We start from the raw sequence: 22,991 nt of genomic DNA on the forward strand, positions 1-22,991 counted from the left end.
TCGAGGAGCAATCTGGGATCGACCTGTCGCCGATCTGTGTCGGCGGGTATGCCAATGTGTCGCAAGCGTTCGCCACGCCGAGAGTTGCGTTCATCTTCGAAAAAGCCAAAAAGCCGACCCCATGTCATCGACCATCGAAGAACTCGCCCGCCGCCGTGAAGCCGCCCGCCAGGGCGGCGGCGAAAAGCGCATCGCCGCGCAACACGCCAAGGGCAAGCTCACGGCACGAGAACGGCTCGACGTGCTGCTCGACGAGGGCAGTTTCGAGGAGCTCGACATGTTCGTCGAGCATAATTGCGTCGATTTCGGGATGCAGGACCAGATCATCCCCGGCGACGGCGTGGTCACCGGCACGGGCACGATCAACGGGCGGCTGGTGTGCGTGTTCAGCCAGGACTTCACCGTGTTCGGCGGCTCGCTGTCCGAACGCCACGCGCAGAAGATCTGCAAGGTGATGGACCTGGCGATGAAGATCGGCGCGCCGGTGATCGGGCTCAACGATTCGGGCGGCGCGCGAATCCAGGAGGGCGTCGCGTCGCTCGGCGGCTATGCCGAGGTGTTCCAGCGCAACGTGCTCGCGTCGGGCGTGGTACCCCAGATTTCGCTGATCATGGGCCCATGCGCGGGCGGCGCGGTCTATTCGCCGGCGATGACCGACTTCATCTTCATGGTGAAGGATTCAAGCTACATGTTTGTTACCGGTCCCGACGTGGTGAAGACGGTGACCAATGAAGTGGTGACGCAGGAAACGCTCGGGGGTGCGGTCACGCACACGACCAAGACCAGCGTCGCCGACAATGCGTTCGAGAACGATATCGAGGCGCTGCTTGCCGCGCGCGATTTCGTCGATTTCCTCCCCGCATCGAATCGCGAGGGCGTCCCCGAACGCCCGACTGCCGATCCGTGGGACCGGATCGAGGACAGCCTCGACACGCTGATCCCGGCGAGCGCCAACCAGCCGTACGACATGCACGAGCTGATCCGCAAAACGGTGGACGAGGGCGATTTCTTCGAGGTGCAGCCCAAGCATGCGGGCAATATCATCGTCGGCTTCGGGCGGATCGAGGGACGTACCGTCGGTGTGGTGGCCAACCAGCCGATGGTGTTGGCCGGGGTGCTCGATATCAATTCGTCCAAAAAGGCCGCGCGCTTCGTGCGCTTCTGCGACGCCTTCGATATCCCGATCGTCACCTTCGTCGATGTCCCCGGCTTCCTGCCCGGCACCGCGCAGGAGCATAATGGCATCATCAAGCACGGCGCCAAATTGCTGTTCGCCTATGCCGAGGCCACCGTGCCCAAGATCACCGTCATCACGCGCAAGGCGTACGGCGGCGCGTACGACGTGATGGCGTCGAAGCATCTGCGCGGCGACCTCAACTACGCCTGGCCGACCGCCGAGATCGCGGTGATGGGTGCGAAGGGCGCGGTCGAGATCATCTTCCGCGGCAAGACTCCCGAGGAGATCGCCGAGCGTACTGCGGAATACGAAGCCCGCTTCGCCAACCCCTTCGTCGCGGCAAGCAAAGGGTTCATCGACGAGGTGATCCAGCCGCACTCGACGCGGCGAAGGATCGCGCTCGGGTTGCGAAAGCTAAGGGGGAAGGTGCTCGAAAATCCGTGGAAGAAGCATGACAATATTCCGCTGTGATTGCCCCCGCGCGCTAACTCGTTAAAACGCCCGCTCCCCCTCCGCCCGAAAGGCTTGTCATGATTTCCATCCTCGCCCTCTTCCTCCAGGCTACCGCCGCGCCGGCGCCTGCTCCCGCGCCCGTCGCGCCGTGGACGGTCACGCCGCGCCCCAATGCCGATCCGACGATCACTTCGACCGTGGTCGGCACGCCGTCGAGCGATGGCAATGCCCGGCTCGTGATGCGGTGCGACTCGGGCAAGGAAAGGGTCGTCTCGGTCCAGTTGTTCACCAAGACCGCGCTCGGTGGCCCGCCCGACCGGCCGGTGACGCTGACGATCGACGGCGGCACGCCGCTCGGCGCGAATTGGGAGTTCGTCGAAAAGGGCGCGTATATCCGTGAGGACGTCGCGGTCACCACGCTGACCACCGCGATCGCGGGCGGCAAGGCGATCAAGCTTCACACCACCACCGCAGCGGGCGAGCCGATCGACGCAAGCTTTGCCGGACCGCCCTCGGCCGCGCCGGTGACGACGTTGCTCGGCGCGTGCGGCTACACGCTCGGCACGCCGCCGGTGCGGGTCGATCCGAACGCCAAAAAGCCGAAGTGAAGCTCGGCCGATTGAACCATGTCGGGGTGGCGACGCCGTCGATCGCCGACGCCATCCCCTATTGGCGCGACGTGATGGGCGCGACCGCGATCGGCGAGCCGTTCGACTTGCCCGCGCAAGGCGTGAAGGTGTGCTTCGTCAACACCCCTAACACGCAGATCGAACTGATCGAACCGTACGATGCCAGCTCGCCGATCGCGGCGTTCATCGCCAGGAACCCGGCGGGCGGGCAGCATCACGTCTGCTACGAAGTACCCGACATCCACGAAGCCAAGGCGTGGTTCGAGGCGAAGGGCGCCAAGGTGCTCGGCGAACCGCGGATCGGCGCGCACGGCACGCCGATCTTCTTCGTCCATCCGAAGGACATGGGCGGCGTGCTGACCGAATTCATGGAGACGCCCAAGGGCGACCGGAGCCATTAGATTCCGTTCGTGTCGAGCGAAGTCGAGACACGGTTACGGAGCGCGGGGGTCGGTTTCTCGACTTCGCTCGAAACGAACGGGGGTAGAAGCGAATGGCATACGAGCATATCCTGACCGAACGGCGCGGTGACGTGTTAGTCGTGACGCTCAACCGGCCCGACCGTCTCAACGCGGCGCCACCCGCGATGTTCGGCGAGATTCGTGACGCGCTCGCCAATCTCGACGGCGCGCGCGCGGTACTGGTCACCGGTGCAGGACGGGCGTTCTGTTCTGGCGCCGATGTCGGCGGCGGAGCGCTCACCGCCGCGGCGCAACGGCTCGATCCGGGTGCCGCAACTTATGATGCGCTGACCGGCAACTATAATCCGACGTTGACCGCGCTTGCGGACCTGAGCGTGCCGGTCGTCACCGCGGTGCGCGGGCCGGCGGCTGGCATCGGGTGCAGCTTGGCGCTCGCCGCCGATTTCTGCGTCGCCAGCGACACCGCCTATTTCCTCCAGGCTTTCGTCAATATTGGGCTCGTCCCCGATGGCGGCGCGAGCTGGATGCTGACGCGGCTGATCGGGCGGCCGCGCGCGACCGAGATGATGATGCTGGGCGAACGCGTCCCCGCGGCCAAGGCGCTCGACTGGGGGATGATCCACCGGATGGTCGACGACGACATGCTCGACCACGAAGCGTTCGCGCTGGCCGAGCGGCTCGCGGCGGGGCCGACGATCGCGCTCGGGCTGATGCGGCGTCAGCTCCACGCCGCGCTCGCCGACGATTACGAAGGCGCGATGCTGCGCGAGGCCGAGAACCAGCGCGCCGCGCGCGGCACGGCGGATTCGATGGAGGGCGGAATGGCGTTCCTGCAAAAGCGCAAGGCGGCGTTCAAGGGGGTGTGACCAGTCCCTTCCCGCGAGCGGGAGGGGAGTGCTAGGGACGGCAGCATGTCATCAGATAAGCCGACCCTCGACGACTGGCAGGCGCTCGCCGCGAAGGAAGTGAAAGGCGCCGACCTCACCTGGCACACGCCCGAAGGGATCGACGTCAAGCCGCTCTACACCGCTGCCGACGTCACCGAAGATCCCGGCCTGCCCGGTTTCGCGCCGTTCACCCGTGGCGTGCGCGCGTCGATGTACGCCGGCCGTCCGTGGACGGTGCGCCAATATGCCGGCTTCTCGACCGCCGAAGCCTCCAACGCCTTCTACCGCCGCAACCTCGCGGCCGGGCAGAGGGGCCTGTCGGTCGCGTTCGATCTCGCGACGCACCGTGGCTATGACAGCGACCATCCCCGCGTGACCGGCGATGTCGGGAAGGCGGGCGTCGCGATCGACACGATCGACGACATGAAGATCCTGTTCGACGGCATCCCGCTCGACAGGATGAGCGTGTCGATGACGATGAACGGCGCGGTGATCCCGATCCTCGCGTTCTTCATCGTCGCGGGGGAGGAGCAGGGGGTCGATCAGAGCCAGCTCGACGGAACCATCCAGAACGACATCCTGAAGGAGTTCATGGTCCGCAATACGTACATCTACCCGCCCGAGCCGAGCATGCGGATCATCGCCGACATCATCGGCTACACGTCGGCGCGCATGCCCAAGTTCAACTCGATCTCGATTTCGGGCTATCACATCCAGGAAGCCGGCTCGACGATCGTCCAGGAGCTCGCCTTCACGCTCGCCGACGGCATGGCGTACGTCCGCGCGGCGCAAGCCGCGGGGCAGGAAATCGACGCGTTCGCCGGGCGGCTGTCGTTTTTCTTCAATGTCGGCATGAATTTCTTCATGGAGATCGCCAAGCTGCGCGCGGCGCGGCTCTTGTGGCACCGCGCGATGACGCAATTAGGCGCGAAGCTCGACCGGTCGAAGATGCTGCGGACGCACTGCCAGACCAGCGGCGTGTCGTTGCAGGAGCAGGATCCCTACAACAACGTCATCCGCACCACGGTGGAAGCGATGGCGGGGGTGCTGGGGGGCACGCAGAGCCTCCACACCAACGCGCTCGACGAAGCGGTCGCGCTGCCGACCGATTTCACCGCGCGGATCGCGCGCAACACGCAGATCGTGCTGCAGGAGGAAACCGGCATCACGCACGTCGCCGACCCGCTCGGCGGCAGCTATTATATCGAGGCGTTGACCGCCGAATTGGCCGACAAGGCGTGGGCGCTGATCGAACGCGCCGAAGCGGATGGCGGGATGGCGAACGCCGTCGCCAACGGCTGGCCCAAGGCGATGATCGAGGAAGCCGCCGCCGCACGCCAGGCGCGCGTCGATCGCGGCGAGGACGTGATCGTCGGGGTCAACAAATATCGCCTCGCCGAGGAAGCGCATCTCGACATCCTCGACGTCGACAATCACGCGGTGCGCGAAGGACAGGTTGCGCGGATCGCCAAGGTCAAAGCCGGGCGTGACGAGGCCAAGTGCAGGGCGTCGCTCGACGCATTACGCGAGGGTGCGCGGGGCAAGGAGAACCTTCTCGCGCTGGCGGTTGAGTGCGCGCGGGCGCGGGCGACGCTGGGCGAGATCAGCCTGGCGATGGAGGATGTGTTCGGGCGGTACGGCACCAATCCCACCCCGGTCAGCGGCATCTATGGCGGCGCCTATGATGCGGACGCGCGCTGGGAAAACCTGCTGTCGGGCGTCGCCGCGACCGAGCGCCGCTTGGGCCGCAAGCCGCGCATGCTCGTCGCCAAGATGGGGCAGGACGGGCACGATCGCGGCGCCAATCTGGTCAGCTCGATGTTCGGAGATCTCGGGTTCGAGGTCGTACCGGGCCCGTTGTTCCAGACGCCGCAGGAAGCCGCCGTGCTGGCGCTGGAAAGCGATGTCGACGTGGTCGGCGCGTCCAGCCTCGCCGCCGGACACAAGACGCTGATCCCCGAACTCATCGGCCACCTTCGCGACGCTGGCCGCGCTGACATCAAGGTAATCGCCGGCGGCGTGATTCCCGCGCAGGACTATGACTTCCTGCGCGAAGCCGGGGTGCAGGCGATCTTCGGCCCCGGCACCAACCTGATCAAGGCGGCGGAGGACGTGCTGCGATTGCTCGGCCACAATATGCCCCCCGAGAGCGAGGCAGCGGAGTGACGCGCACCGACTGGACCCGGGACGAGGTCGCGGCGCTATTCGACCTGCCGTTCACCGAGCTCGTGTTCCGCGCGGGTCAGATCCACCGCGAGCATCACGCCGCGAACGAAGTCCAACTCTCGACGCTCCTGTCGATTAAGACTGGCGGCTGCCCGGAGGATTGCGGCTATTGCTCGCAATCCGCGAGCGCCGAGACCGGCCTGAAAGCGACCAAGCTGATGGACGTCCGCGCGGTGCTGCAGGCGGCGGCGCGAGCGAAGGACAATGGCTCGACGCGGTTCTGCATGGGCGCGGCGTGGCGCAACCCCAAGGGCAAGGATATTCCCGCGCTCGCCGAGATGGTGCGCGGGGTGCGCCAGATGGGGATGGAAACGTGCATGACGCTCGGCATGCTGACGCCCGGCCAGGCGGCGGCGCTGGGCGAGGCGGGGCTCGATTACTACAACCACAATATCGACACTTCGCCGGAGAATTACGCCAACGTCATTTCGACGCGCAGCTTCGGTGAGCGGATCGAGACGCTGGAGAATGTTCGCGAGGCGGGGATCAACGTGTGCTGCGGCGGGATCGTCGGGATGGGCGAGACGCGCGGCGACCGCGTTGGGTTCATCCACGCGCTGGCCTGCCTGCCGGTGCATCCCGAAAGCGTGCCGATCAATGCGCTGGTGCCGGTCAAGGGCACGGTGCTCGGCGACATGCTCGCCGACACGCCGCTGGCGAAGATCGACGATATCGAGTTCGTCCGCACGGTCGCGGTCGCGCGGATCACGATGCCGCGGAGCATGGTGCGCCTCAGCGCGGGCCGCGAGAGCATGAGCGACGCGACGCAGGCATTGTGCTTTTTGGCGGGGGCGAATTCGATTTTCACCGGCGACAAGCTGCTGACCGCGGGCAATGCCGGCGAGGACAAGGACGCAGCGCTGTTCGCGAAGCTCGGGCTGGCGCCGATGGCGGCGGAGCAGCGTGTGGTGGAGGCGGCGGAGTGAGCGACGTCGATTGGGAATCCTGGCTTTTGGAAGATGCCGGCGATCCGATCATCGAGAAGAAAGCCGATCAAGGCCCAGACACCTTAACGCCCGCCGAACAACTGACGTATTGTCTTTGGGTTGCCGACTACGGGATGCGGAACGCCGGCGATTTGGAAACGGCGGCTGATCTGTATCCGCCATTCAAGATGGAAGCTGCTGAGATAGCGGCGAGGCTTGGGCTTTCCAAAACATCGGAAGCTTTCAATCTGAGCGATGATGACTTGCAGCAAACGTATTTCGATCGCTTCGACGGCATGTGCGCAGAAATCTCGGAGGCGCTAGGCGTGCCTCCTCGGGCTAATTAGATCAGGGACAGGAAAGAAGTGTTCAAGAAAATCCTGGTCGCCAATCGCGGCGAGATTGCGTGCCGCGTGATGCGCACCGCGAAGAAGATGGGGATCGCGACGGTCGCGGTTTACTCCGACGCCGATGCACGCAGCCCGCATGTGCTGATGGCAGACGAAGCAGTGCGGCTCGGGCCGCCGCCGGCCGCCGAGAGCTATCTGCTCGCCGAATTGATCCTCGACGCGGCAAAGGTGACCGGCGCGGACTGCATCCATCCCGGCTACGGCTTCCTGTCCGAGCGCGAGAGCTTCGCGCGCGCGTGCGCCGATGCGGGGATCGCGTTTGTCGGGCCGCCGCCCAATGCCATCGCGGCGATGGGCGACAAGATCGAATCGAAGAAGCTCGCCAAAGCGGCGGGGGTCAACGTCGTGCCCGGCTTCCTGGGCGAGATCGCCGACACAGACGAAGCGGTGAAGATCGCCTCGGACATCGGCTATCCCGTGATGATGAAGGCGTCGGCTGGCGGCGGCGGCAAGGGGATGCGGCTGGCGTATTCGGAGCAGGACGTCCGCGAAGGGTTCGAGGCGACCAAGCGCGAGGGGCTCGCGTCGTTCGGCGACGACCGCGTGTTTATCGAGAAATTCATCGAAAGCCCGCGCCACATCGAAATCCAGCTGATCGGCGACCAGCACGGCAACATCCTCTACCTCAACGAACGCGAATGCTCGATCCAGCGCCGCCACCAGAAAGTGGTCGAGGAAGCGCCGTCGCCGTTCGTCACGCCCGAGATGCGCCGCGCGATGGGCGAGCAGGCGGTCGCGCTGGCGCGCGCGGTGGGCTATTATTCCGCCGGTACTGTCGAGCTGATCGTATCGGGCGCCGACACGACCGGGCAGGGCTTCTACTTCCTCGAAATGAACACCCGGCTGCAGGTCGAGCATCCGGTGACCGAGGCGATTACCGGGCTCGACCTGGTCGAACTGATGATCCGCGTCGCCGCGGGCGAGGCGCTTCCGCTGACGCAGGAGCAGGTTCAGCTCAACGGCTGGTCGATCGAGAACCGCGTTTACGCCGAGGATCCGTATCGCGGCTTCCTGCCGAGCATCGGGCGGCTGGTGCATTATGGCCCGCCCGCGAGCAGCGATACGCCCTACGGTGAAACCACGCGCGACGCGTATGTCCGCGTCGATGACGGCGTCACCGAAGGCGGCGAAGTGTCGATGTTCTACGACCCGATGATCGCCAAATTGATCACTTGGGCACCGACGCGTGAAGAAGCGATCGACGAACAGATCGCCGCACTCGACGCGTTCGAGATCGACGGGCCGGGCAACAATCTGGATTTCCTGTCGGCGCTGATGCAGCACCCGCGCTTCCGCGATGGCGCGATCACGACGGGGTTCATCGCCGAGGAATATCCCGACGGCTTCCATGGCGCGCCGGCGTCGGCGGATTTGCTCAAATCACTCGCCGCGATCGCCGCCTTCGCGGCGACGGCGGAGGCCGACCGCGCGCGCCGGATCGACGGGCAACTTGGCAAAAGGCTCCGCCCGCCATCGGCGTGGACCGTGAGGATCCACGGCGCTGACCATGACGTATCGATTTCGACCGATGGCGTGACGGTCGACGGCGAGGGTCACGAAATCGCGCTCGAATACACCCCCGGCGACCGCGTCGTGCACGCGGAGCTGGCCGAATCCGATCTCACCGTGAAAATCGCTCGCACGCGTACCGGCTTCAAGCTAACCACGCGCGGCGCGAGCCATGTCGTGCGCGTGCTCCCCACCGGGGTCGCCGCTTTCGCGCATCATCTGATCGAAAAGATCCCGCCCGATCTCTCCAAATTCCTGATCGCGCCGATGCCGGGGCTGCTGGTGCGGCTCGATGTCGGGGTCGGCGACGCGGTTCAGCTCGGCCAGCCGCTCGCGGTGGTTGAGGCGATGAAGATGGAAAACATCCTGCGCGCCGAAAAGACCGGCACGGTGAGGTCGCTCGAAGCCAAGGCCGGTGACAGCCTGGCGGTCGATCAGGTGATCCTCGAACTGGAATAAGGAGCCGACACATGAGCAAGGACGACATGATTGCCTGGGGCATGGATCTGGTCGTTGTCCTGCTCGCGATCGGCATGATCTGGACGACGGCGAAGGGCTTGCGCACCGGCGTCGCTCGCGGTCGCTATGGCCGCACTGCGAACCGCGACACTAACCCAGCCGCGTTCCGGAGGACCATCTGGATGACTGGCTTCAGCGCCGTCGTGCTGGTGCTTTTCGCTATCGCGCTTACCGTGCGGATGATCGTGCGCGGCGCGGCCTGATCAGGCGCGCGTCTGGCCGAACTTGGCCAGCAGCTCGTCGAGTTCCTGCTGTGTATCGACGTCGACCAATTCGTCCGGGCTGGCGACGACATGCCGCCCGGCGCGAATCACGTCGCGCGCACCGGCGTCGCCCTCAAGCCGTTCGAGCGCATCGAACCGGCCGCTTCCGAACAATACCGGGGGTCTTGGGCGGACGCCGTCGGACGACGCGACGACGCTGTTCGCGCCGTGCTGGGTGTCGAACAGTCGATGAACGTGCGTCGCGGTGATGCGCGGCATGTCGGCGAGCGCGATCAGCACCGCCTCAATGCCGTCGCCACGCGCCGCTTGCACACCGAGCCGGACCGACAGCGACAGGCCGTCTTCGGGACGCGGGTTGCGGACGACCTGATATCCGCGCGCCGCATAGTCCAGTTCCACTCCATCTTTGACGACGATCCGCCGGGCGAACGGTACTGCCTCCAACGCGGTGACTGCGTGCATCCCGAGCGGCTGGCCGAGGAACATCGCGGTCAGTTTGTCGGATAGGCCGAACCGCGCGGATTTCCCCGCGGCGAGCAGGATCAGCGCGGTGGTGTCAGGCGCGATCATGGAAATGCGCGACCATCGCGGCGGCAATCGACAGCGCGATCTCGGCGGGGCCGATCGCGCCGATGTCGAGCCCTGCGGGCGCATCGATCCGGTCGAGGTCGGCGTCGCTGACGCCCGCCGCCGTCAACCGTTCGCGGCGCGCGGCGTGGCTGCGGCGCGAGCCTAAAGCGGCGACATAGCCGGTCGATGCGGCCAGTGCGGCTTCCAGCGCGGGATCGTCGATCTTGGTGTCGTGGCTAAGGGTGACGACCGCAGTCGACGGGCCGGGCTTGAATGCCGCGACGGCTTCGTCAGGCCAGCGGTCGTCGAGCGCGACGCCGGGGAAGCGTTCCTCGGTCAGAAAGCGCGCGCGGGGGTCGATCACCGTGGTGGCGATGCCGAGTTCGCGGGCGAGTCCCGCCAGTGACTGCGCGATCTGCACCGCGCCGACGATCAGCAAGCGGCGCGGCGGGTCATAGCGGTTGGCGAACCCGGGCAGCGGCGCCGAATCGAGTCCGGACTGACCGGTGTCGAGATCGGTATAGACTGTAATCGCTTCGCCCCGGTCGCGCGCCTCGGCGATGCGATCGAACAACGACGCATCGAAGCCGGTCGGCGCGACAGGCTGGACCATCACCGAAATCTCGCCGCCGCACGGCAAGCCGACTTCCCATGCATCCGCATCGGCGACGCCATATGTTTTGGCGCGCCAGGATAGCTGGTTGTCGATCACCTCTGCGGCGGTGGTCAGGATGTCGTTCTCGACACAGCCGCCCGACACGGAGCCTTCGAAGCGGCCGTCCTGATGGACGATCATATGACTTCCGCGCGGACGCGGTGCGGAACCCCAGGTGCTGACCACGGTGGCGAGTGCGAGCGGCGCACCCTTCCACGCTAGCGCGGCGGCGATGACGGCGTCGTTATCGGCCACTGTCAGCCACCCACCACCTGCCGTCACCCTGAACTTGTTTCAGGGTCCAATTCTGCACTCGCGAGGACAGCGGCTGTTGCACGTTGGACGCTGAAACAAGTTCAGCACGATGCCGGTCGGAAGGAATCATACCGGCGGCAGCCCCGCGAGCAGCTTGTCGAGCGTGACTGGAAAGTCTCGCACCCTGACCCCGCATGCATTGTAGATCGCGTTCGCCATCGCCGCGCCCGCGCCCGAAATTCCCAATTCACCTACTGCCTTCGCGCCGACCGGATTGGCGCTGTCGTCGATTTCCTCGAGGAAATGACATTCGACCGCCGGAGCATCGGCATTCACCGCGACGTGATATTCGCCGAAATCGGGGTTCACGAACTGGCCGGTGCGGGTGTCGACCACGGCGTCTTCGGACAGTGCGTAGGCGATCCCCCAGATCATCCCGCCGACCATTTGATTGCGCGCGGTCTTCTCGTTCATCACGCGGCCGACGTCGAACACGCCGATCAGGCGGCGGACTCGAACTTCGCCAGTGACCGCGTTTACCGCGACTTCGGCGAATTGCGCGCCGTGGCTGGCCTGGCTGGTACGGCGGCTTTCCTTGCCCGGCCCCATCTTGCCGGTTGCGACGATCGGCTTGTCGACCAGGTCGGAAATTGACGAAGATCGCGCACCGGCGCCAACCATGCCGTCCTTGAGCACCAGTTCCTCGGGTGCGGCGTTCATGCGAAGCGCGAGTTCGGCGAGGATGTCCTCGCACGCCAGCGCGACCGCCGATCCGGATGACCCCGCGCCGAACGACCCGCCCGACCCGGCGCTGGCCGGGTAATCGGTATCCCCAAGCCGCACGTCGATCGCCGATACCGGCAGCCCGAGCATTTCGCCCGCGACCTGCGCCAGGATCGTGTAGGTGCCGGTGCCGATATCGGTCATGTCGGTTTCGATCACCGCGCGGCCCTCGGGCGACAGCGTGACGCGTGCCTCCGAATTAACGGTGAAATTGCCGCGCAATGCCGCCGCCATGCCCATCCCGACCAGCCATTCGCCGTCGCGCACCGATCCCGGTGTCGGGTCGCGCTGGTCCCATCCAAATCGCTTGGCGCCTTCGTCATAACATCGCGTCATCAATCGGGTGGAGAACGGCTTGCCGGTGGTCGGATCAGCCTCGGGCTCGTTGCGCTTGCGCAGTTCGACCGGGTCGAGCCCGAGTTGCTCGGCCAGTTCGTCCATCGCGCATTCGACTGCGAAGGTGCCGACCGCCTCGCCGGGCGCACGCACCGCGCCGCTGGACGGCAGATCGACGCGCGTGACGGCGGTGGTGAACTTGCGATTTTCGGCGGCATAGAGCGGCAGCGTGCCGAACGGAACGGGCTCGAGAAAGCCCTTGCCGTCCTTCTGCGAACTGATGCTTTCGTGCGCGAAGGCGCTGATCCGCCCATCGTTGTCACAACCGATGCGGACGCGCTGCACGGTGTCGCCGCGGTGGTGGACGAGCGCCGCGGTCTGGCGGCGCGGGAGCGCAATCTTGACCGGCCGGCCCAGATCGCGCGCGGCCACGGCGGCCATCACCGTTTCTGGCCCGACTCCGGTCTTCCCGCCGAACCCGCCGCCGACATATGGCGCGAGAATGCGCACCTTGGCCGGTTTGATCCCCAAGGCCTTGGCGACCGTCGTCTTCGCCGAGTCAAGCACTTGGAGCGACGCGCGCAGCATCAGCGTATCGCCTTCCCACCACGCGGTTGCGGCATGCGGCTCGAGCGCAGCGGGGAAATGCGGCGGGGTGGTGTAGGTCCGGTCGAACTTGATCTCGGCGGCCGCGATCGCGGCATCGACATCGCCCTTCACGATCACGGGCAAGAACCCGATCTTGTGATCTTCGATCACCGGTTGTACGCGCGGGTCGTAACGCCCTTCGCGCTTTTCGTACGTCACCACGACCGCCAGCGCGGCGGCACGCGCCGCTTCCAGCGTCTCGGCGACGACGAGCCCGACCGGCTGACCGAAATGGTCGATCTCCTTGGTCCAGCCCGGCATCGGCTCCTGCGAGCTGCCGCCGCTCGACACGAATTGCTCATGGTCGGTGACGATCGCGACAACGCCCGCCATTGCTTCCGCCGCGCCGGTATTGATCGCCGTCACGGTCCCGCAGCCGATCGTCGCGCCGATCACTTGGGCGTACAGCGTCCCGTCGGGCGCGCCCTCGACGGCGTATTGCGCGGTGCCGGTGACCTTGAGCGGCCCCTCATAACGATCGACCGGCTTGCCGATCAGGCCTTGCCGACCGTTGTCGAGACCGGCGGGACGATACGGCGCGTCCATCACGATGTCGTTCACGATGTCGCCTCCCGTGCTATGCGGCGTCAACAGCCCTAGCCCGGAATCGGTCCGCATATGAAACTTTTCAAGAGGCTCCTCGCCGCAAGCCTTGTCGTCGCACTGGCATCGCCGCTCGCGGGCGCGCAGAGTGGACGCATGGCATCGCTGTCAGCGCCCATCGTCATCGGCCATCGCGGCGCGTCGGGCGAACGCCCCGAACACACGCTGGCGAGCTACGAGCTGGCGATCGACGAGGGCGCCGATTTCATCGAGCCCGACCTGGTGCTGACCAAGGACAACGTCTTCGTCGCGCGGCACGAGAACGACATCACAGGCACGACCGACGTGGGCGCGCACCCGGAGTTCGCCGCGCGTAAGACCACCAAGACGATCGACGGACGGAGCCATACCGGCTGGTTCACCGAGGATTTCACGCTCGCCGAACTCAAGACGCTGCGTGCCAAGGAGCGCCTGCCGCAACTTCGCCCGGCCAACGCCAAATATGACGGGCAATTCACCATCCCGACGCTCGCCGAGGTAATCGCGCTGGCGAAGAAGCGCTCGAAGGAATTGGGGCGGACGATCGGCATCTATCCCGAAACCAAGCACCCCAGCTATTTCGCGTCGATCGGTTTGCCGATGGAACGCCATCTGGTCGCCGAATTGAAAGCGGCGGGTTGGGATAGCGCGACCGCGCCGGTGTTCATCCAGAGCTTCGAAGTGAACAACCTCAAGCTGCTCCACACGCTGACCAGGATCCGCCTGATCCAGTTGATGGACGGCAGTGGTGGCCCCGCCGACAACGCGACGCCGAGCTATGCCGCGATGATCACGCCCGCTGGCTTGAAGGCGGTCGCAGCGTACGCTTGGGGGATCGGGCCCAACAAGGACATGGTCGACAAGGGCGAGGGCACGCCGACCACGCTCGTCGCCGACGCGCACAAAGCGGGGTTGCGCGTCCACGTCTGGACTTTCCGCGCGGAGAATTTCTTCCTGCCCACCAGCCTGAAGGTCGGCACCGATCCGATCGCGCGCGGCAACGTCGCCGAGGCGATCCGGCGCCAGCTTGCGACGGGCATTGATGGATTTTTCACCGATTTTCCGTTAATTGGCGTGACAGCGCGGAATGCCTATCGGACATCCGCCGCCAAATAGATCGGATATGTATGCGGAAATTGCTCATCGCCGCGGCGGTCCTGCCGCTTCTGACCGGGGGCTGTCTCAGCACCGTCGGCAGCATCGTCACCGCGCCGGTCAAGGTCGTGAGCAAGGGGGTCGACTGGACCACCACCAGCCAATCCGAGGCCGACCGAAACTACGGCAAGAAGATGCGCAAGGCCGAAGCGCGCGAAGGCCGCGAGCGCAAGGCGCACGACAAAGCGTGCCGCGAGGATCCTGCCAATTGCGGGCCGTACACCGGCTTTCGCGCGCATCCCGGTGAACCCGAGCCGGTCGATTGACCAGTGCTGTTCCCCGGCGAAGGCCGGGGCCCAGTCGCGAGCCGCCCGATGCTGGACCCCGGACTTCGCCGGGGAACGCTATCAATTCCCGCCCAGCACCTCGGCGATCGCGCGGAGCGTCGCGGGGTGCATCTGCACGCCCATATGACTGCTGACGATCTCGATCGATCGCACATGGTCGTCGTGACAGATCGCGCCGTTGACGAGGCCGTCGCTCGCGCTCCAGATCGCGGTGGCCGGCACCGGTAGCGGCGCGGCGATCTCCTCTCGCCGCGCGATCACGCTCTCGCTGTCGATCTTCTCGCCCGACAGCAGCTCGAACATGCGCCAGACGTTGGTCGCGCGCGGATCGCCGGCGAAGGGCGAGCTGACGGTGATGACCTCGCGTACCAAAGCGGGCTCGCGATGCGCCGCGAACCGCGCGATGATCCCGCCCAGACTCACGCCGATCAGCGTCACCGGCTCGCCGGCATCGTCGTGATACGCGCGTAGCCGGTCGAGCAGTTTCTCGCCCTCGCCGCCGATCGTCCGCGAGCCGGCATTGCGCCCCAATTTCCACCCTTCGACGCGGTAGCTGAGCGCGGTCAGGTAGCGCTTCATGACGATGTTCGACCGGTCGGTGTTGACCAGCCCGGGGAGCAGCATGATCGGGCGACCGTCTCCCGGCGGCGCCTTCATCAGTTCGGGCCATGCTTTGGGAATGCTCGCAATGGTGCCGATCATGCGCGGCAGCTCTGCTGCCCATTGCGCCTTGGAGGGTGGGTGCGGAACGCTCGCGTCTGCTGAGATTTCTTTCGTCATCGCACCCGTGATAGATTGTTCCGATGGAAGCTGAAACGCACGTTCTCGATTCTCTGCCCCCCGGCGCGTCCGCCGACTGGACCGTGCCGCAGGACTGGACGCATTACACGCCTGAGGAGCACGCGACGTGGGACACTTTGTTCGCGCGCCAGGCCAAATTACTCCCCGGCCGCGCATCCGAGGCCTATCTGCGCGGGCTCGATGTGCTCAAACTGTCCAAGCCCGGCATTCCCGATTTCGCTGAATTGTCCGATCGGCTGACGAAGCTGACCGGATGGCAAGTCGTCGCGGTGCCCGGACTCGTGCCCGACGACGTGTTCTTCGACCATATGGCCAACCGCCGCTTCGTCGCGGGCAATTTCATCCGCCGGCCCGACCAGCTCGATTACCTCCAGGAACCCGACGTCTTTCACGATGTGTTCGGTCACGTGCCGATGCTCGCCGACCCGGTGTTCGCCGACTATCTCGAAGCGTACGGCAAGGGCGGCCAGCGCGCGATGGGGATGGACGCGCTCAAATATCTGGGTCGGTTGTATTGGTATACGGTCGAGTTCGGGCTGATCGCCGAACCCGAAGGCTTGCGGATTTACGGATCCGGCATCGTGTCGAGCTATTCCGAAAGCCAGTTCGCACTCGACGATCCCAGCCCTAACCGGATCGGCTTCGACCTCGCGCGGGTGATGCGCACCGAATACCGGATCGACGATTTCCAACAGAACTATTTCGTCATTCCGAGTTTCGATGAGTTGCTGAGGGTGACTGTCGAAACCGACTTCGCGCCGCTATACGAACAATTGAAGGCGCAGCCCGACATCGCCGTCGCTGAGATTGTCCCGAGCGATACAGTATTGACGTGCGGCACGCAGCAATATGCCCGGTCGCGCGGCTGATTACGCTCGACTCTACTCCTCCCGGCTGGCAAGTTCATGACAATCTAGACCGAGGGGATGCGGTGATGGGTGTCGAAGAACTTAACCTGATCGAGCCGGCGCTATCCGGCGCCCGCCACTTAAAGGCGCAATTCCCTCATATCATCTTTACCAGCGGTGCGCGGTCGGTCGTCGATCAGGCGCGGGCGATGGCGCAGAACATCGCGCAGGACCGTCATGGCTACCTTCGCGTTTACAAGGCGCGAGCGGAGGCCAATGAGCTTCAGGCGTGGGTCGATGCCCATCCCGCCGCGACTAGCGTGGCCGCGATCCAGGCGGGACTGCTGAGCGTGATGAACGCGTGGCCGGCTGCACGGCAGATGAAGCTTTCGAGCCACCTTGGCGGACTGGCGTTCGACGTTCAGCCGCTGCCCGATGGCCCGGCCGCCACTGCGATCAAGGCGGCGATCCGGGCGTTGCCCCACTGCACGTTTCTGGAACGGGAAGGCAAATTGACACGCTGGCATGCGCAGTTCGCCTGACCGTCCCGATTTTCACGCGATCCGCTCCACGAGGAAAGTAGCTGGCGCATCGCAGCCGCGATCGCCTAGAGGTCGAGCGCCCAGCCGTCGCGGCCCTTGGGATCGAAGGGCTTGGTCGGAACGTAACGTTCGGCGCCCGCGGCGAGCGTGAGGATCGTCCAGTCGCCGCGAACCTCGGCCGCGATTAATTTACAGCCGCATGTCGTATAGGCATCGACCACCTGACCGCGCTGCGTATCGAGCAACCCGGCGAGCAGGATCGTCGCTTCGGGCGCGGCGATCGAGGCGAGTTCGGGCGCCATCGACACGAGCGGTCCCGCCAGCACGTTCGCGATCACGAGGTCGTAGGGCGCGCGCGCCGTGATCGCGGGATCGAGCGCACCGTCGGCGACGATCAGCTCGATGTCCGCGACCTGGTTGGCCGTCATGTTCGCGCGCGTCACTTCGACCGCGGCGGGGTCGATATCGGTCGCGACGATCCGCGCGCCCGGCCATAAATGCTGCGCCGCGAAGGCAAGCAGCCCGGTGCCGGTGCCGATGTCGATGATGGCGGAAAATGCCGTGCCCGCCATCGCGTCGAGCGCTTTCAGACAGCCCGAGGTCGTCGCGTGATGCCCGGTGCCGAACGCGCGGCCGGCGTCGATCAGGAACGCGCGACCGCCGGGGGGTGCAACGATCGGATGTGCGCTGGTGTGGACGACAAAGCGCCCCTCGGCGATCGGCTCGAGTCCGGCCTGGCTCATCGCGACCCAATCCTCGGGCGTGAGTGCCTCGACGACCGGATCGACCCGGGCGGCGCTCGGCACCAGCGCGCGCAACGTGGCGATCATAGCCGGGTCAGGCTGGCTTTCCGTATAGGCATCGAGCCGCCAACGCTCGACATCGTCCTCGATCTCTTCGGTCGTCATCAGCACCGCGTCGATGTCGATCTCGCCCGCGTCGATCGCCTCGGCCTCGGCGCGGGTGCAGGGAAAGCTGGTCTTCCAGCTGTCGATCAGCGCGTCAGCGGACATAGCTCGCCCCGTTCACGTCGATCACCGCACCGGTCATCGATGGCGGAGCGCTGAGCGCGAGATAGGTGACGGCGTTGGCGACTTCCTCGGGGTCGGCGACACGGCCGAGCGGGATGTCGGCGAGCAATTTGTCGCCGCCGCGGCTCGCCAGATAATCTTCAGCCATGCCGGTCATCGTGAAACCGGGGCATACCGCGAAGGCGAGGATATTCTGTGCGGCATAACCGCGGGCGATGCTTTTGGTCATCGCGACCATCCCGGCTTTGGACGCCGCATAGTGCCAGTGCCCCGGCGAGTCGCCGCGATAGGCGGCACGGCTGGCGACGTTGACGATGCGGCCGCCCGTCCCGCGCTCCTGCCAGTGCCGGATCGCAAGCCGGCACAATTCGGCGCTCGCGGTCAAATTGATCCGCATCGTGCGTTCCCAGTTGGCGACCCAGGCGTCGTCGGGCTGATCGATCGGGTTGGCTTCGAACACGCCGGCATTGTTGATCAGGACGTTGATCGTACCGAGCTGGCTGAGCGCCGTATCCCACAAATGGCGCGGGCCCGTCGCGTCGGCGAAATCGGCGGCGATGCCGCTTGCGGTGCCGTGGCCAACGAAGGTGACGCCAGCGGTAGTGGACAGCGCGGCAGCGATCGCCGCGCCGATGCCCCGGCTACTGCCGGTCAAGAGGATATTGGTCATGCGCGCCGCTGTAGCGCGCGGAAGCTCAGGCCGCCACGCTTGCCGAGAAATCGTCGGCCGCACCTTTGAGGCCGCCGAGCCGGTCGTCGACGTCGCCGACATCCTCGGCCAGCGTCCCCATTTCGCGCGCGACGTTTTCGGTGTCCTCGCGGATCGTCGCGATGGTGTGCGCCATCGAATCGGCCGCTAGCGCGGTCTCGTCGACCGCGGCGGTGATCGCGGTCACGGTCTGGGCCTGTACTTCCATCGCCTCGCGGATGCGCGCGGCGGAATCCTGCACTTCGGCGACGGTCGCCTTGATCGAGGCGCTGGTGTCGACGGTGGACCGGGTGGCGGACTGGATCGCGGCGATCTTGGCAGCGATATCGTCGGTCGCGCGCGCGGTCTGGTTGGCGAGGCTTTTGACCTCCTGCGCAACGACTGCGAAGCCGCGGCCGGCATCGCCCGCGCGCGCGGCCTCGATCGTCGCATTGAGCGCGAGCAAATTGGTCTGGCCGGCAATGTCGCGGATCAGCCCAAGGATCGATTCGATCGACTTGGCGTGATCGCTCAGCGCCCCGCTCGATCCGACCGCGTCACCCGCCTGGTCGGCGGCGCGGTTGGCGATCTCGGCAGCCGCCTCGACCTCGATCCGGGCATCCTCGATCGCGCGGATCAGCCCAGCGGCGGTCTGTGCCGCCTCGCGCATCGCGACCGCCGATTGCTCCGCGGCGGCGGCGACCTCGCTCGTCTTGCCGATCATGCCCTTGGCCGACACGGAGGTGCGCCCGGCCTGTTCGCGGATCCGCGCGCCGAGTTCGGCAGTCGCGCCGATCGATCCGGCGATCGATTCGCGGAATTTTTCCGAGCTGGCGAGCCGCGACTTGCGCGCGCGATGCTCGATCAATTGCGAGACGTAGCTGGTCAGCACGTGCGCTTCGACGAAGGACAGCCGCTGCAGCACGTCGGCATACCGTGCCAGCCGAACGCTGTCGGTGCCGCACGCGTCGGCGAGGATGATGAGCGTTTCCTGATACGCGGCGGTCAGCGACGCGAGCAACGGCGCCAGCGACACCCCGGCGCGGTCCGACTGGCGCGCGTTGGTGCAGGCCATTTCCATCCATTCGCGACCCATCGGGTCTTCGAACTTCGCCCGCATATAAGCGGTGCTGGTTTCGATCTCCTGCGCGAGCTGTTCGGGGGTGTAATAGGCGCGGACGTGCGCGGTCGCGGGGTGCGCGAGATAATGCTGCCAGAAGATTTCGCAGACGCGGCGATAATGCGGTGCGACGATCGGGGCGATTTCGGCCGTCAGCGGGCGGATTTGCCCGTCCCAGTCGAACGCCGGCAAGTCGCGGGCGAGCGCTTCTTCCAGGTCCTGGGGCCAGGTTGCCGACTGTTTCTCGCTCATCTTCCCTCTTCCGGGACGTTATGCCGCCACTTTGGCGACGAAATCGCTGGCACTGGTCTTGAGCTGGCCAAGCTGGCCGTCGAGCGAATCGAATCCCCGCCCGACGCTGTCGATCTCGCTCGCCACCGCCTCGGTATCCTCGCGAATGGTTGCGATTGTGTTCGACATCGAATCGGCGGCGAGCGCGGTCTCGTCGACCGCGGCGGTGATCGCCGTCACGGTCTGCGCCTGGGCTTCCATCGCGAAGCGGATGCGATTGGCCGATTCCTGGACTTCGGTGACGGTCGCCTTGATCGACGCATTGGTATCGACGGTGGAACGCGTGGCGGACTGGATCGCCGCGATCTTGGCGGCGATATCGTCGGTGGCGCGCGCGGTCTGGTTGGCGAGGCTTTTGACTTCCTGCGCGACAACCGCGAAGCCGCGGCCGGCATCGCCCGCGCGGGCCGCCTCGATCGTCGCGTTGAGCGCGAGCAAATTGGTCTGACCGGCAATGTCGCGAATCAGCCCCAGAATCGATTCGATCGATTTGGCATGATCGCTCAGCGCTTCCGACATGCCGACCGCCTGGCCGGCCTGGGAACTGGCGCGGTTGGCGATTTCGGCGGCTGCCTCGACCTCGATCCGGGCGTCCTCGATCGCGCGGATCAGCCCGGCGGCGGTCTGTGCGGCTTCGCGCATCGCGACCGCCGATTGCTCGGCGGCTGCGGCGACTTCGCTGGTCTTTCCGATCATCCCGCGCGCCGACGTGGAGGTGCGCACCGACTGGTCGCGCAATGCATGGCTTTCCTGGCTCGACCGCTCGACCACCATGGCGATGCCGTCGCGGAATTCGGCGGCGAGCGCTTCGCGCGCGGCTTGCGCGGTGTGCTCGACGAATCCGTTGTAGAGCGCGACCGTTATGTCGCCCTCCATCGCCGACAGCCGCAACAATGTGTCGATCATCGTCGGTAGGCGTGGATCGTCGCGATCGACGCGGGCCATCAGGCTGCCGAGCGCGGCGCGGTCGCTGGCGTTGATCATCGACAGCAATGCTTCGGGCTCGACCTTGCCGGCATAGGCCGCGGCGACCGAGCGCGCGATCGATTCGACCCAGCCGCGCTCGTTGGTCTTGAGGAATCGCATCTTGAGGAAATCGACCCCCAGGTCGATCATCTTGGCGGTTTCGTGCGGCGCCCAGACGCGGTCGTCGGCGAAACAGCGCAGCCATTGCTGCCAATACGCTTCGGAGATCGCGCGGATGTCGGGCTCGATCACCGTCCACACATCATGGCTGGCGGACGCGAGCGACCCGTCAAAATCGAAGATGCGCAGCCGCTCGGACAGCCGGACCTTGGCGGCCATCACGTCGGACGAGGGCAGATCGGTGGTGCTCAAGATCGGTTGCTCCGGGCTAACGCATGACGGCGACGCGAGAATTTACCGTCACGGGCTAGCGCGAATTTGGTTAAGGAGAGGTTAGGAAACGGCGGATGGGTTGCATCCCAAAGCGTGAGGGGTAAGAGGGCCCACGCATCCATTCAGGGGTATTTTCCTTGGCTACCACACCGCCGAAAGCCGCCAAAGATTCGGGGCGCCCGATCGCGCCGCATTTGAGTCACTATAAATGGGGACCGGCCATGCTGGTCTCGATCCTGCACCGCGCGACCGGCGATGGCATGGCGATCGTCGGCGGGTTGCTGTTCACCTGGTGGCTGGCGTCGCTCGCCGCGGGCAAGGAAAGCTACGACTGGTTCCTGTCATGGTTCACCGGGCCGAGCTGGAACATTCTCGGCTATATCGTCGGCGTCGGGCTGACGCTCTCGCTGTTCCAGCACATGTTGAGCGGCATCCGCCACTTCGTGCTCGACACCGGCGCGGGCTACGAGCTCAAGACCAACAAGACCGGCGCGCTCCTGACGATCGTCGGGTCGGTGTTGCTCACCATCCTGTTCTGGGGCTTGCTGCTCAAGGACGTCATCTTCGCAGGGGCAAAATAATGGGCGACGGCACCGAACTCGGCCGCGTCCGCGGCCTCGGCAGCGCGCATGAGGGCGCGCATCATTGGTGGCGCCAGCGGCTGACCGCGGGGTCCAACCTGTTCTTCCTCGCCTGGTTCATGATTTCGCTGACGCGGCTGTCGGGGTTCGATTATCTGTCAGTACACAGCTGGATCGGATCGGCCTGGGTCGCGGTGCCGATGATTCTGCTGGTGATCTCGACGTGCTGGCACGCGCGGATGGGGCTGCAAGTGCTGATCGAGGATTATCAGCATGACGAAACCCGCATCGTCACGATCGTCGCGCTCGAATATTTCCTCGCGGTGATCGCGGTCACCGCGATCTTCGCGATCCTCAAGGCGGCATTGGTGCCGCTCGCGGGATGAGCGACGCTTATAAGATCATCGACCACACCTATGACGCGGTCGTGGTCGGTGCCGGGGGTTCCGGGCTCCGCGCGGTGCAGGAATGCGCGCAGAGCGGGCTCAAGACCGCCTGCATCACCAAGGTCTTCCCGACCCGCAGCCACACCGTTGCAGCACAGGGCGGGATCGCCGCCAGTCTGGGCAATATGGGCCCGGATCACTGGACCTGGCATATGTTCGACACCGTCAAGGGATCGGACTGGCTCGGCGATCAGGATGCGATCGAATATATGGTCCGCGAAGCGCCCGCCGCGGTCTACGAACTCGAACACGCCGGGGTGCCGTTCAGCCGTACCGATGCCGGCAAAATCTACCAGCGCCCGTTCGGGGGCATGATGCAGAACATGGGCGAGGGGCCGCCCGCGCAGCGCACCTGCGCCGCCGCCGACCGCACCGGGCACGCGATGCTCCATGCGCTCTACCAGCAGAGCCTGCGCTTCGACGCCGATTTCTACATCGAATATTTCGCGCTCGACCTGATCATGGACGGCGGCGAGTGCAAGGGCGTGATCGCTTTGTGCATGGACGTCTGCTCTATCCACCTCTTCCGCTGCCTTGCCGTGGTCCTCGCGACCGGCGGCTATGGCCGCACCTATTTCTCCGCGTCCTCGGCGCATACCTGCACCTGTGACGGCTGCGGCATGGTGCTGCG

At 65.7% G+C, this 22,991-nt stretch carries 24 protein-coding genes; 16 read left to right on the forward strand and 8 right to left on the reverse strand.

The window, feature by feature from the left end; translation table 11 throughout:
* Window positions 1–121: 121 nt before the first annotated feature.
* The 9 genes from JWM94_RS01760 (at window position 122) to JWM94_RS01800 (ending at window position 9,361) form a co-directional block, all read left to right on the forward strand.
* Entirely contained in the window at window positions 122–1,648 is a 1,527-nt protein-coding gene (locus JWM94_RS01760; protein ID WP_299420511.1) for an acyl-CoA carboxylase subunit beta, read from the forward strand.
* A 59-nt stretch (window positions 1,649–1,707) separates the two neighbouring features.
* Entirely contained in the window at window positions 1,708–2,238 is a 531-nt protein-coding gene (locus tag JWM94_RS01765) for a hypothetical protein (RefSeq protein WP_299420514.1), read from the forward strand.
* Complete coding sequence (gene mce, locus JWM94_RS01770) at window positions 2,235–2,660, forward strand: methylmalonyl-CoA epimerase (protein ID WP_299420517.1); 426 nt, start codon at window positions 2,235–2,237, stop codon at window positions 2,658–2,660. The genes JWM94_RS01765 and mce overlap by 4 nt, the downstream gene beginning before the upstream one ends.
* Before the next feature lie 92 nt (window positions 2,661–2,752).
* On the forward strand, window positions 2,753–3,547 hold the full coding sequence (locus tag JWM94_RS01775; protein WP_299420520.1) for an enoyl-CoA hydratase-related protein: 795 nt from the start codon (window positions 2,753–2,755) through the stop codon (window positions 3,545–3,547).
* Between the two features lie 45 nt (window positions 3,548–3,592).
* Window positions 3,593–5,734, forward strand: a complete 2,142-nt coding sequence (scpA, locus tag JWM94_RS01780) for a methylmalonyl-CoA mutase (RefSeq protein WP_299420523.1) — start codon at window positions 3,593–3,595, stop codon at window positions 5,732–5,734.
* On the forward strand, window positions 5,731–6,720 hold the full coding sequence (bioB, locus tag JWM94_RS01785; protein WP_299420527.1) for a biotin synthase BioB: 990 nt from the start codon (window positions 5,731–5,733) through the stop codon (window positions 6,718–6,720). The genes scpA and bioB overlap by 4 nt, the downstream gene beginning before the upstream one ends.
* Entirely contained in the window at window positions 6,717–7,067 is a 351-nt protein-coding gene (locus tag JWM94_RS01790; RefSeq protein WP_299420531.1) for a hypothetical protein, read from the forward strand. Before bioB ends, JWM94_RS01790 begins: the two co-directional genes overlap by 4 nt.
* An 18-nt stretch (window positions 7,068–7,085) precedes the next feature.
* Window positions 7,086–9,098 carry an acetyl/propionyl/methylcrotonyl-CoA carboxylase subunit alpha gene (locus tag JWM94_RS01795; RefSeq protein WP_299420534.1) on the forward strand — a complete coding sequence of 671 codons (2,013 nt, stop codon included), beginning with the start codon at window positions 7,086–7,088 and terminating at the stop codon, window positions 9,096–9,098.
* A gap of 11 nt (window positions 9,099–9,109) precedes the next feature.
* On the forward strand, window positions 9,110–9,361 hold the full coding sequence (locus JWM94_RS01800; RefSeq protein ID WP_299420538.1) for a hypothetical protein: 252 nt from the start codon (window positions 9,110–9,112) through the stop codon (window positions 9,359–9,361).
* On the opposite strand, the gene JWM94_RS01805 is transcribed toward JWM94_RS01800, so the two are convergent.
* From JWM94_RS01805 to JWM94_RS01815, 3 genes are all read right to left on the reverse strand, one after another.
* Window positions 9,362–9,952 (reverse strand): nucleotidyltransferase family protein, encoded by a 591-nt coding sequence (locus tag JWM94_RS01805; protein WP_299420542.1) that lies wholly within the window; start codon window positions 9,950–9,952, stop codon window positions 9,362–9,364. It lies immediately after the preceding gene.
* Window positions 9,939–10,862, reverse strand: a complete 924-nt coding sequence (locus JWM94_RS01810; RefSeq protein ID WP_299420546.1) for an XdhC family protein — start codon at window positions 10,860–10,862, stop codon at window positions 9,939–9,941. The genes JWM94_RS01805 and JWM94_RS01810 overlap by 14 nt, the downstream gene beginning before the upstream one ends.
* A gap of 126 nt (window positions 10,863–10,988) precedes the next feature.
* Window positions 10,989–13,190: a xanthine dehydrogenase family protein molybdopterin-binding subunit gene (locus tag JWM94_RS01815; protein ID WP_367185845.1), complete on the reverse strand. Its 2,202-nt coding sequence runs from the start codon at window positions 13,188–13,190 to the stop codon at window positions 10,989–10,991.
* 138 nt (window positions 13,191–13,328) lie between these two features.
* On the opposite strand from JWM94_RS01815, the gene JWM94_RS01820 reads away from it, so the two are divergent.
* Both JWM94_RS01820 and JWM94_RS01825 read left to right on the forward strand, forming a co-directional pair.
* Entirely contained in the window at window positions 13,329–14,327 is a 999-nt protein-coding gene (locus tag JWM94_RS01820; protein ID WP_299420549.1) for a glycerophosphodiester phosphodiesterase, read from the forward strand.
* 11 nt (window positions 14,328–14,338) lie between these two features.
* A complete protein-coding gene (locus JWM94_RS01825) occupies window positions 14,339–14,632 on the forward strand; it encodes a hypothetical protein (RefSeq protein WP_299420554.1) in 294 nt (97 codons plus the stop codon).
* Window positions 14,633–14,713: 81 nt separating this feature from the next.
* Here JWM94_RS01825 and JWM94_RS01830 read toward each other — a convergent pair whose 3' ends face one another.
* Window positions 14,714–15,355 (reverse strand): alpha/beta hydrolase, encoded by a 642-nt coding sequence (locus tag JWM94_RS01830; RefSeq protein WP_299420558.1) that lies wholly within the window; start codon window positions 15,353–15,355, stop codon window positions 14,714–14,716.
* Between the two features lie 101 nt (window positions 15,356–15,456).
* Here JWM94_RS01830 and phhA point away from each other — a divergent pair, with 101 nt between their 5' ends.
* Together phhA and JWM94_RS01840 are read left to right on the forward strand one after the other, a co-directional pair.
* On the forward strand, window positions 15,457–16,323 hold the full coding sequence (gene phhA / locus JWM94_RS01835) for a phenylalanine 4-monooxygenase (RefSeq protein WP_299420561.1): 867 nt from the start codon (window positions 15,457–15,459) through the stop codon (window positions 16,321–16,323).
* Window positions 16,324–16,388: 65 nt separating this feature from the next.
* Window positions 16,389–16,844 (forward strand): hypothetical protein, encoded by a 456-nt coding sequence (locus JWM94_RS01840; protein WP_299420565.1) that lies wholly within the window; start codon window positions 16,389–16,391, stop codon window positions 16,842–16,844.
* Between the two features lie 65 nt (window positions 16,845–16,909).
* On the opposite strand, the gene JWM94_RS01845 is transcribed toward JWM94_RS01840, so the two are convergent.
* Genes JWM94_RS01845 through JWM94_RS01860 form a run of 4 tightly spaced genes read right to left on the reverse strand, consistent with a single transcriptional unit; the run spans window position 16,910 to window position 21,279 of the window.
* Entirely contained in the window at window positions 16,910–17,857 is a 948-nt protein-coding gene (locus tag JWM94_RS01845; protein WP_299420569.1) for a 50S ribosomal protein L11 methyltransferase, read from the reverse strand.
* A complete protein-coding gene (locus JWM94_RS01850; RefSeq protein WP_299420573.1) occupies window positions 17,847–18,545 on the reverse strand; it encodes an SDR family NAD(P)-dependent oxidoreductase in 699 nt (232 codons plus the stop codon). Before JWM94_RS01850 ends, JWM94_RS01845 begins: the two co-directional genes overlap by 11 nt.
* Before the next feature lie 25 nt (window positions 18,546–18,570).
* Entirely contained in the window at window positions 18,571–19,935 is a 1,365-nt protein-coding gene (locus JWM94_RS01855; RefSeq protein ID WP_299420576.1) for a methyl-accepting chemotaxis protein, read from the reverse strand.
* An 18-nt stretch (window positions 19,936–19,953) separates the two neighbouring features.
* Window positions 19,954–21,279 carry a methyl-accepting chemotaxis protein gene (locus tag JWM94_RS01860; protein ID WP_299420604.1) on the reverse strand — a complete coding sequence of 442 codons (1,326 nt, stop codon included), beginning with the start codon at window positions 21,277–21,279 and terminating at the stop codon, window positions 19,954–19,956.
* A gap of 191 nt (window positions 21,280–21,470) precedes the next feature.
* Here JWM94_RS01860 and sdhC point away from each other — a divergent pair, with 191 nt between their 5' ends.
* From sdhC to JWM94_RS01875, 3 genes are all read left to right on the forward strand, one after another.
* On the forward strand, window positions 21,471–21,914 hold the full coding sequence (gene sdhC, locus JWM94_RS01865) for a succinate dehydrogenase, cytochrome b556 subunit (protein WP_299420580.1): 444 nt from the start codon (window positions 21,471–21,473) through the stop codon (window positions 21,912–21,914).
* Window positions 21,914–22,300 (forward strand): succinate dehydrogenase, hydrophobic membrane anchor protein, encoded by a 387-nt coding sequence (gene sdhD / locus JWM94_RS01870; protein ID WP_299420584.1) that lies wholly within the window; start codon window positions 21,914–21,916, stop codon window positions 22,298–22,300. Before sdhC ends, sdhD begins: the two co-directional genes overlap by 1 nt.
* Window positions 22,297–22,991: FAD-binding protein (locus JWM94_RS01875; RefSeq protein WP_299420589.1), on the forward strand; the 695-nt coding region annotated here is incomplete at its 3' end. The genes sdhD and JWM94_RS01875, both read left to right, overlap by 4 nt.

Source organism: Sphingomonas bacterium (assembly GCF_028289855.1).
GTDB lineage: Bacteria > Pseudomonadota > Alphaproteobacteria > Sphingomonadales > Sphingomonadaceae > Sphingomonas.

What these genes read in the sequence shown, in the direction of transcription:
- JWM94_RS01830 (WP_299420558.1), bottom strand. Translation starts at nt 15,355, where the DNA reads ATGATCGGCACCATTGCGAGCATTCCCAAAGCATGGCCCGAACTGATG.
- sdhD (WP_299420584.1), top strand. Translation starts at nt 21,914, where the DNA reads ATGGGCGACGGCACCGAACTCGGCCGCGTCCGCGGCCTCGGCAGCGCG.
- JWM94_RS01840 (WP_299420565.1), top strand. Translation starts at nt 16,389, where the DNA reads ATGGGTGTCGAAGAACTTAACCTGATCGAGCCGGCGCTATCCGGCGCC.
- JWM94_RS01800 (WP_299420538.1), top strand. Translation starts at nt 9,110, where the DNA reads ATGAGCAAGGACGACATGATTGCCTGGGGCATGGATCTGGTCGTTGTC.
- phhA (WP_299420561.1), top strand. Translation starts at nt 15,457, where the DNA reads ATGGAAGCTGAAACGCACGTTCTCGATTCTCTGCCCCCCGGCGCGTCC.
- scpA (WP_299420523.1), top strand. Translation starts at nt 3,593, where the DNA reads ATGTCATCAGATAAGCCGACCCTCGACGACTGGCAGGCGCTCGCCGCG.
- JWM94_RS01825 (WP_299420554.1), top strand. Translation starts at nt 14,339, where the DNA reads ATGCGGAAATTGCTCATCGCCGCGGCGGTCCTGCCGCTTCTGACCGGG.
- JWM94_RS01850 (WP_299420573.1), bottom strand. Translation starts at nt 18,545, where the DNA reads ATGACCAATATCCTCTTGACCGGCAGTAGCCGGGGCATCGGCGCGGCG.
- JWM94_RS01775 (WP_299420520.1), top strand. Translation starts at nt 2,753, where the DNA reads ATGGCATACGAGCATATCCTGACCGAACGGCGCGGTGACGTGTTAGTC.
- JWM94_RS01860 (WP_299420604.1), bottom strand. Translation starts at nt 21,279, where the DNA reads ATGGCCGCCAAGGTCCGGCTGTCCGAGCGGCTGCGCATCTTCGATTTT.
- JWM94_RS01805 (WP_299420542.1), bottom strand. Translation starts at nt 9,952, where the DNA reads ATGATCGCGCCTGACACCACCGCGCTGATCCTGCTCGCCGCGGGGAAA.
- JWM94_RS01765 (WP_299420514.1), top strand. Translation starts at nt 1,708, where the DNA reads ATGATTTCCATCCTCGCCCTCTTCCTCCAGGCTACCGCCGCGCCGGCG.
- JWM94_RS01845 (WP_299420569.1), bottom strand. Translation starts at nt 17,857, where the DNA reads ATGTCCGCTGACGCGCTGATCGACAGCTGGAAGACCAGCTTTCCCTGC.
- JWM94_RS01760 (WP_299420511.1), top strand. Translation starts at nt 122, where the DNA reads ATGTCATCGACCATCGAAGAACTCGCCCGCCGCCGTGAAGCCGCCCGC.
- JWM94_RS01820 (WP_299420549.1), top strand. Translation starts at nt 13,329, where the DNA reads ATGGCATCGCTGTCAGCGCCCATCGTCATCGGCCATCGCGGCGCGTCG.
- JWM94_RS01855 (WP_299420576.1), bottom strand. Translation starts at nt 19,935, where the DNA reads ATGAGCGAGAAACAGTCGGCAACCTGGCCCCAGGACCTGGAAGAAGCG.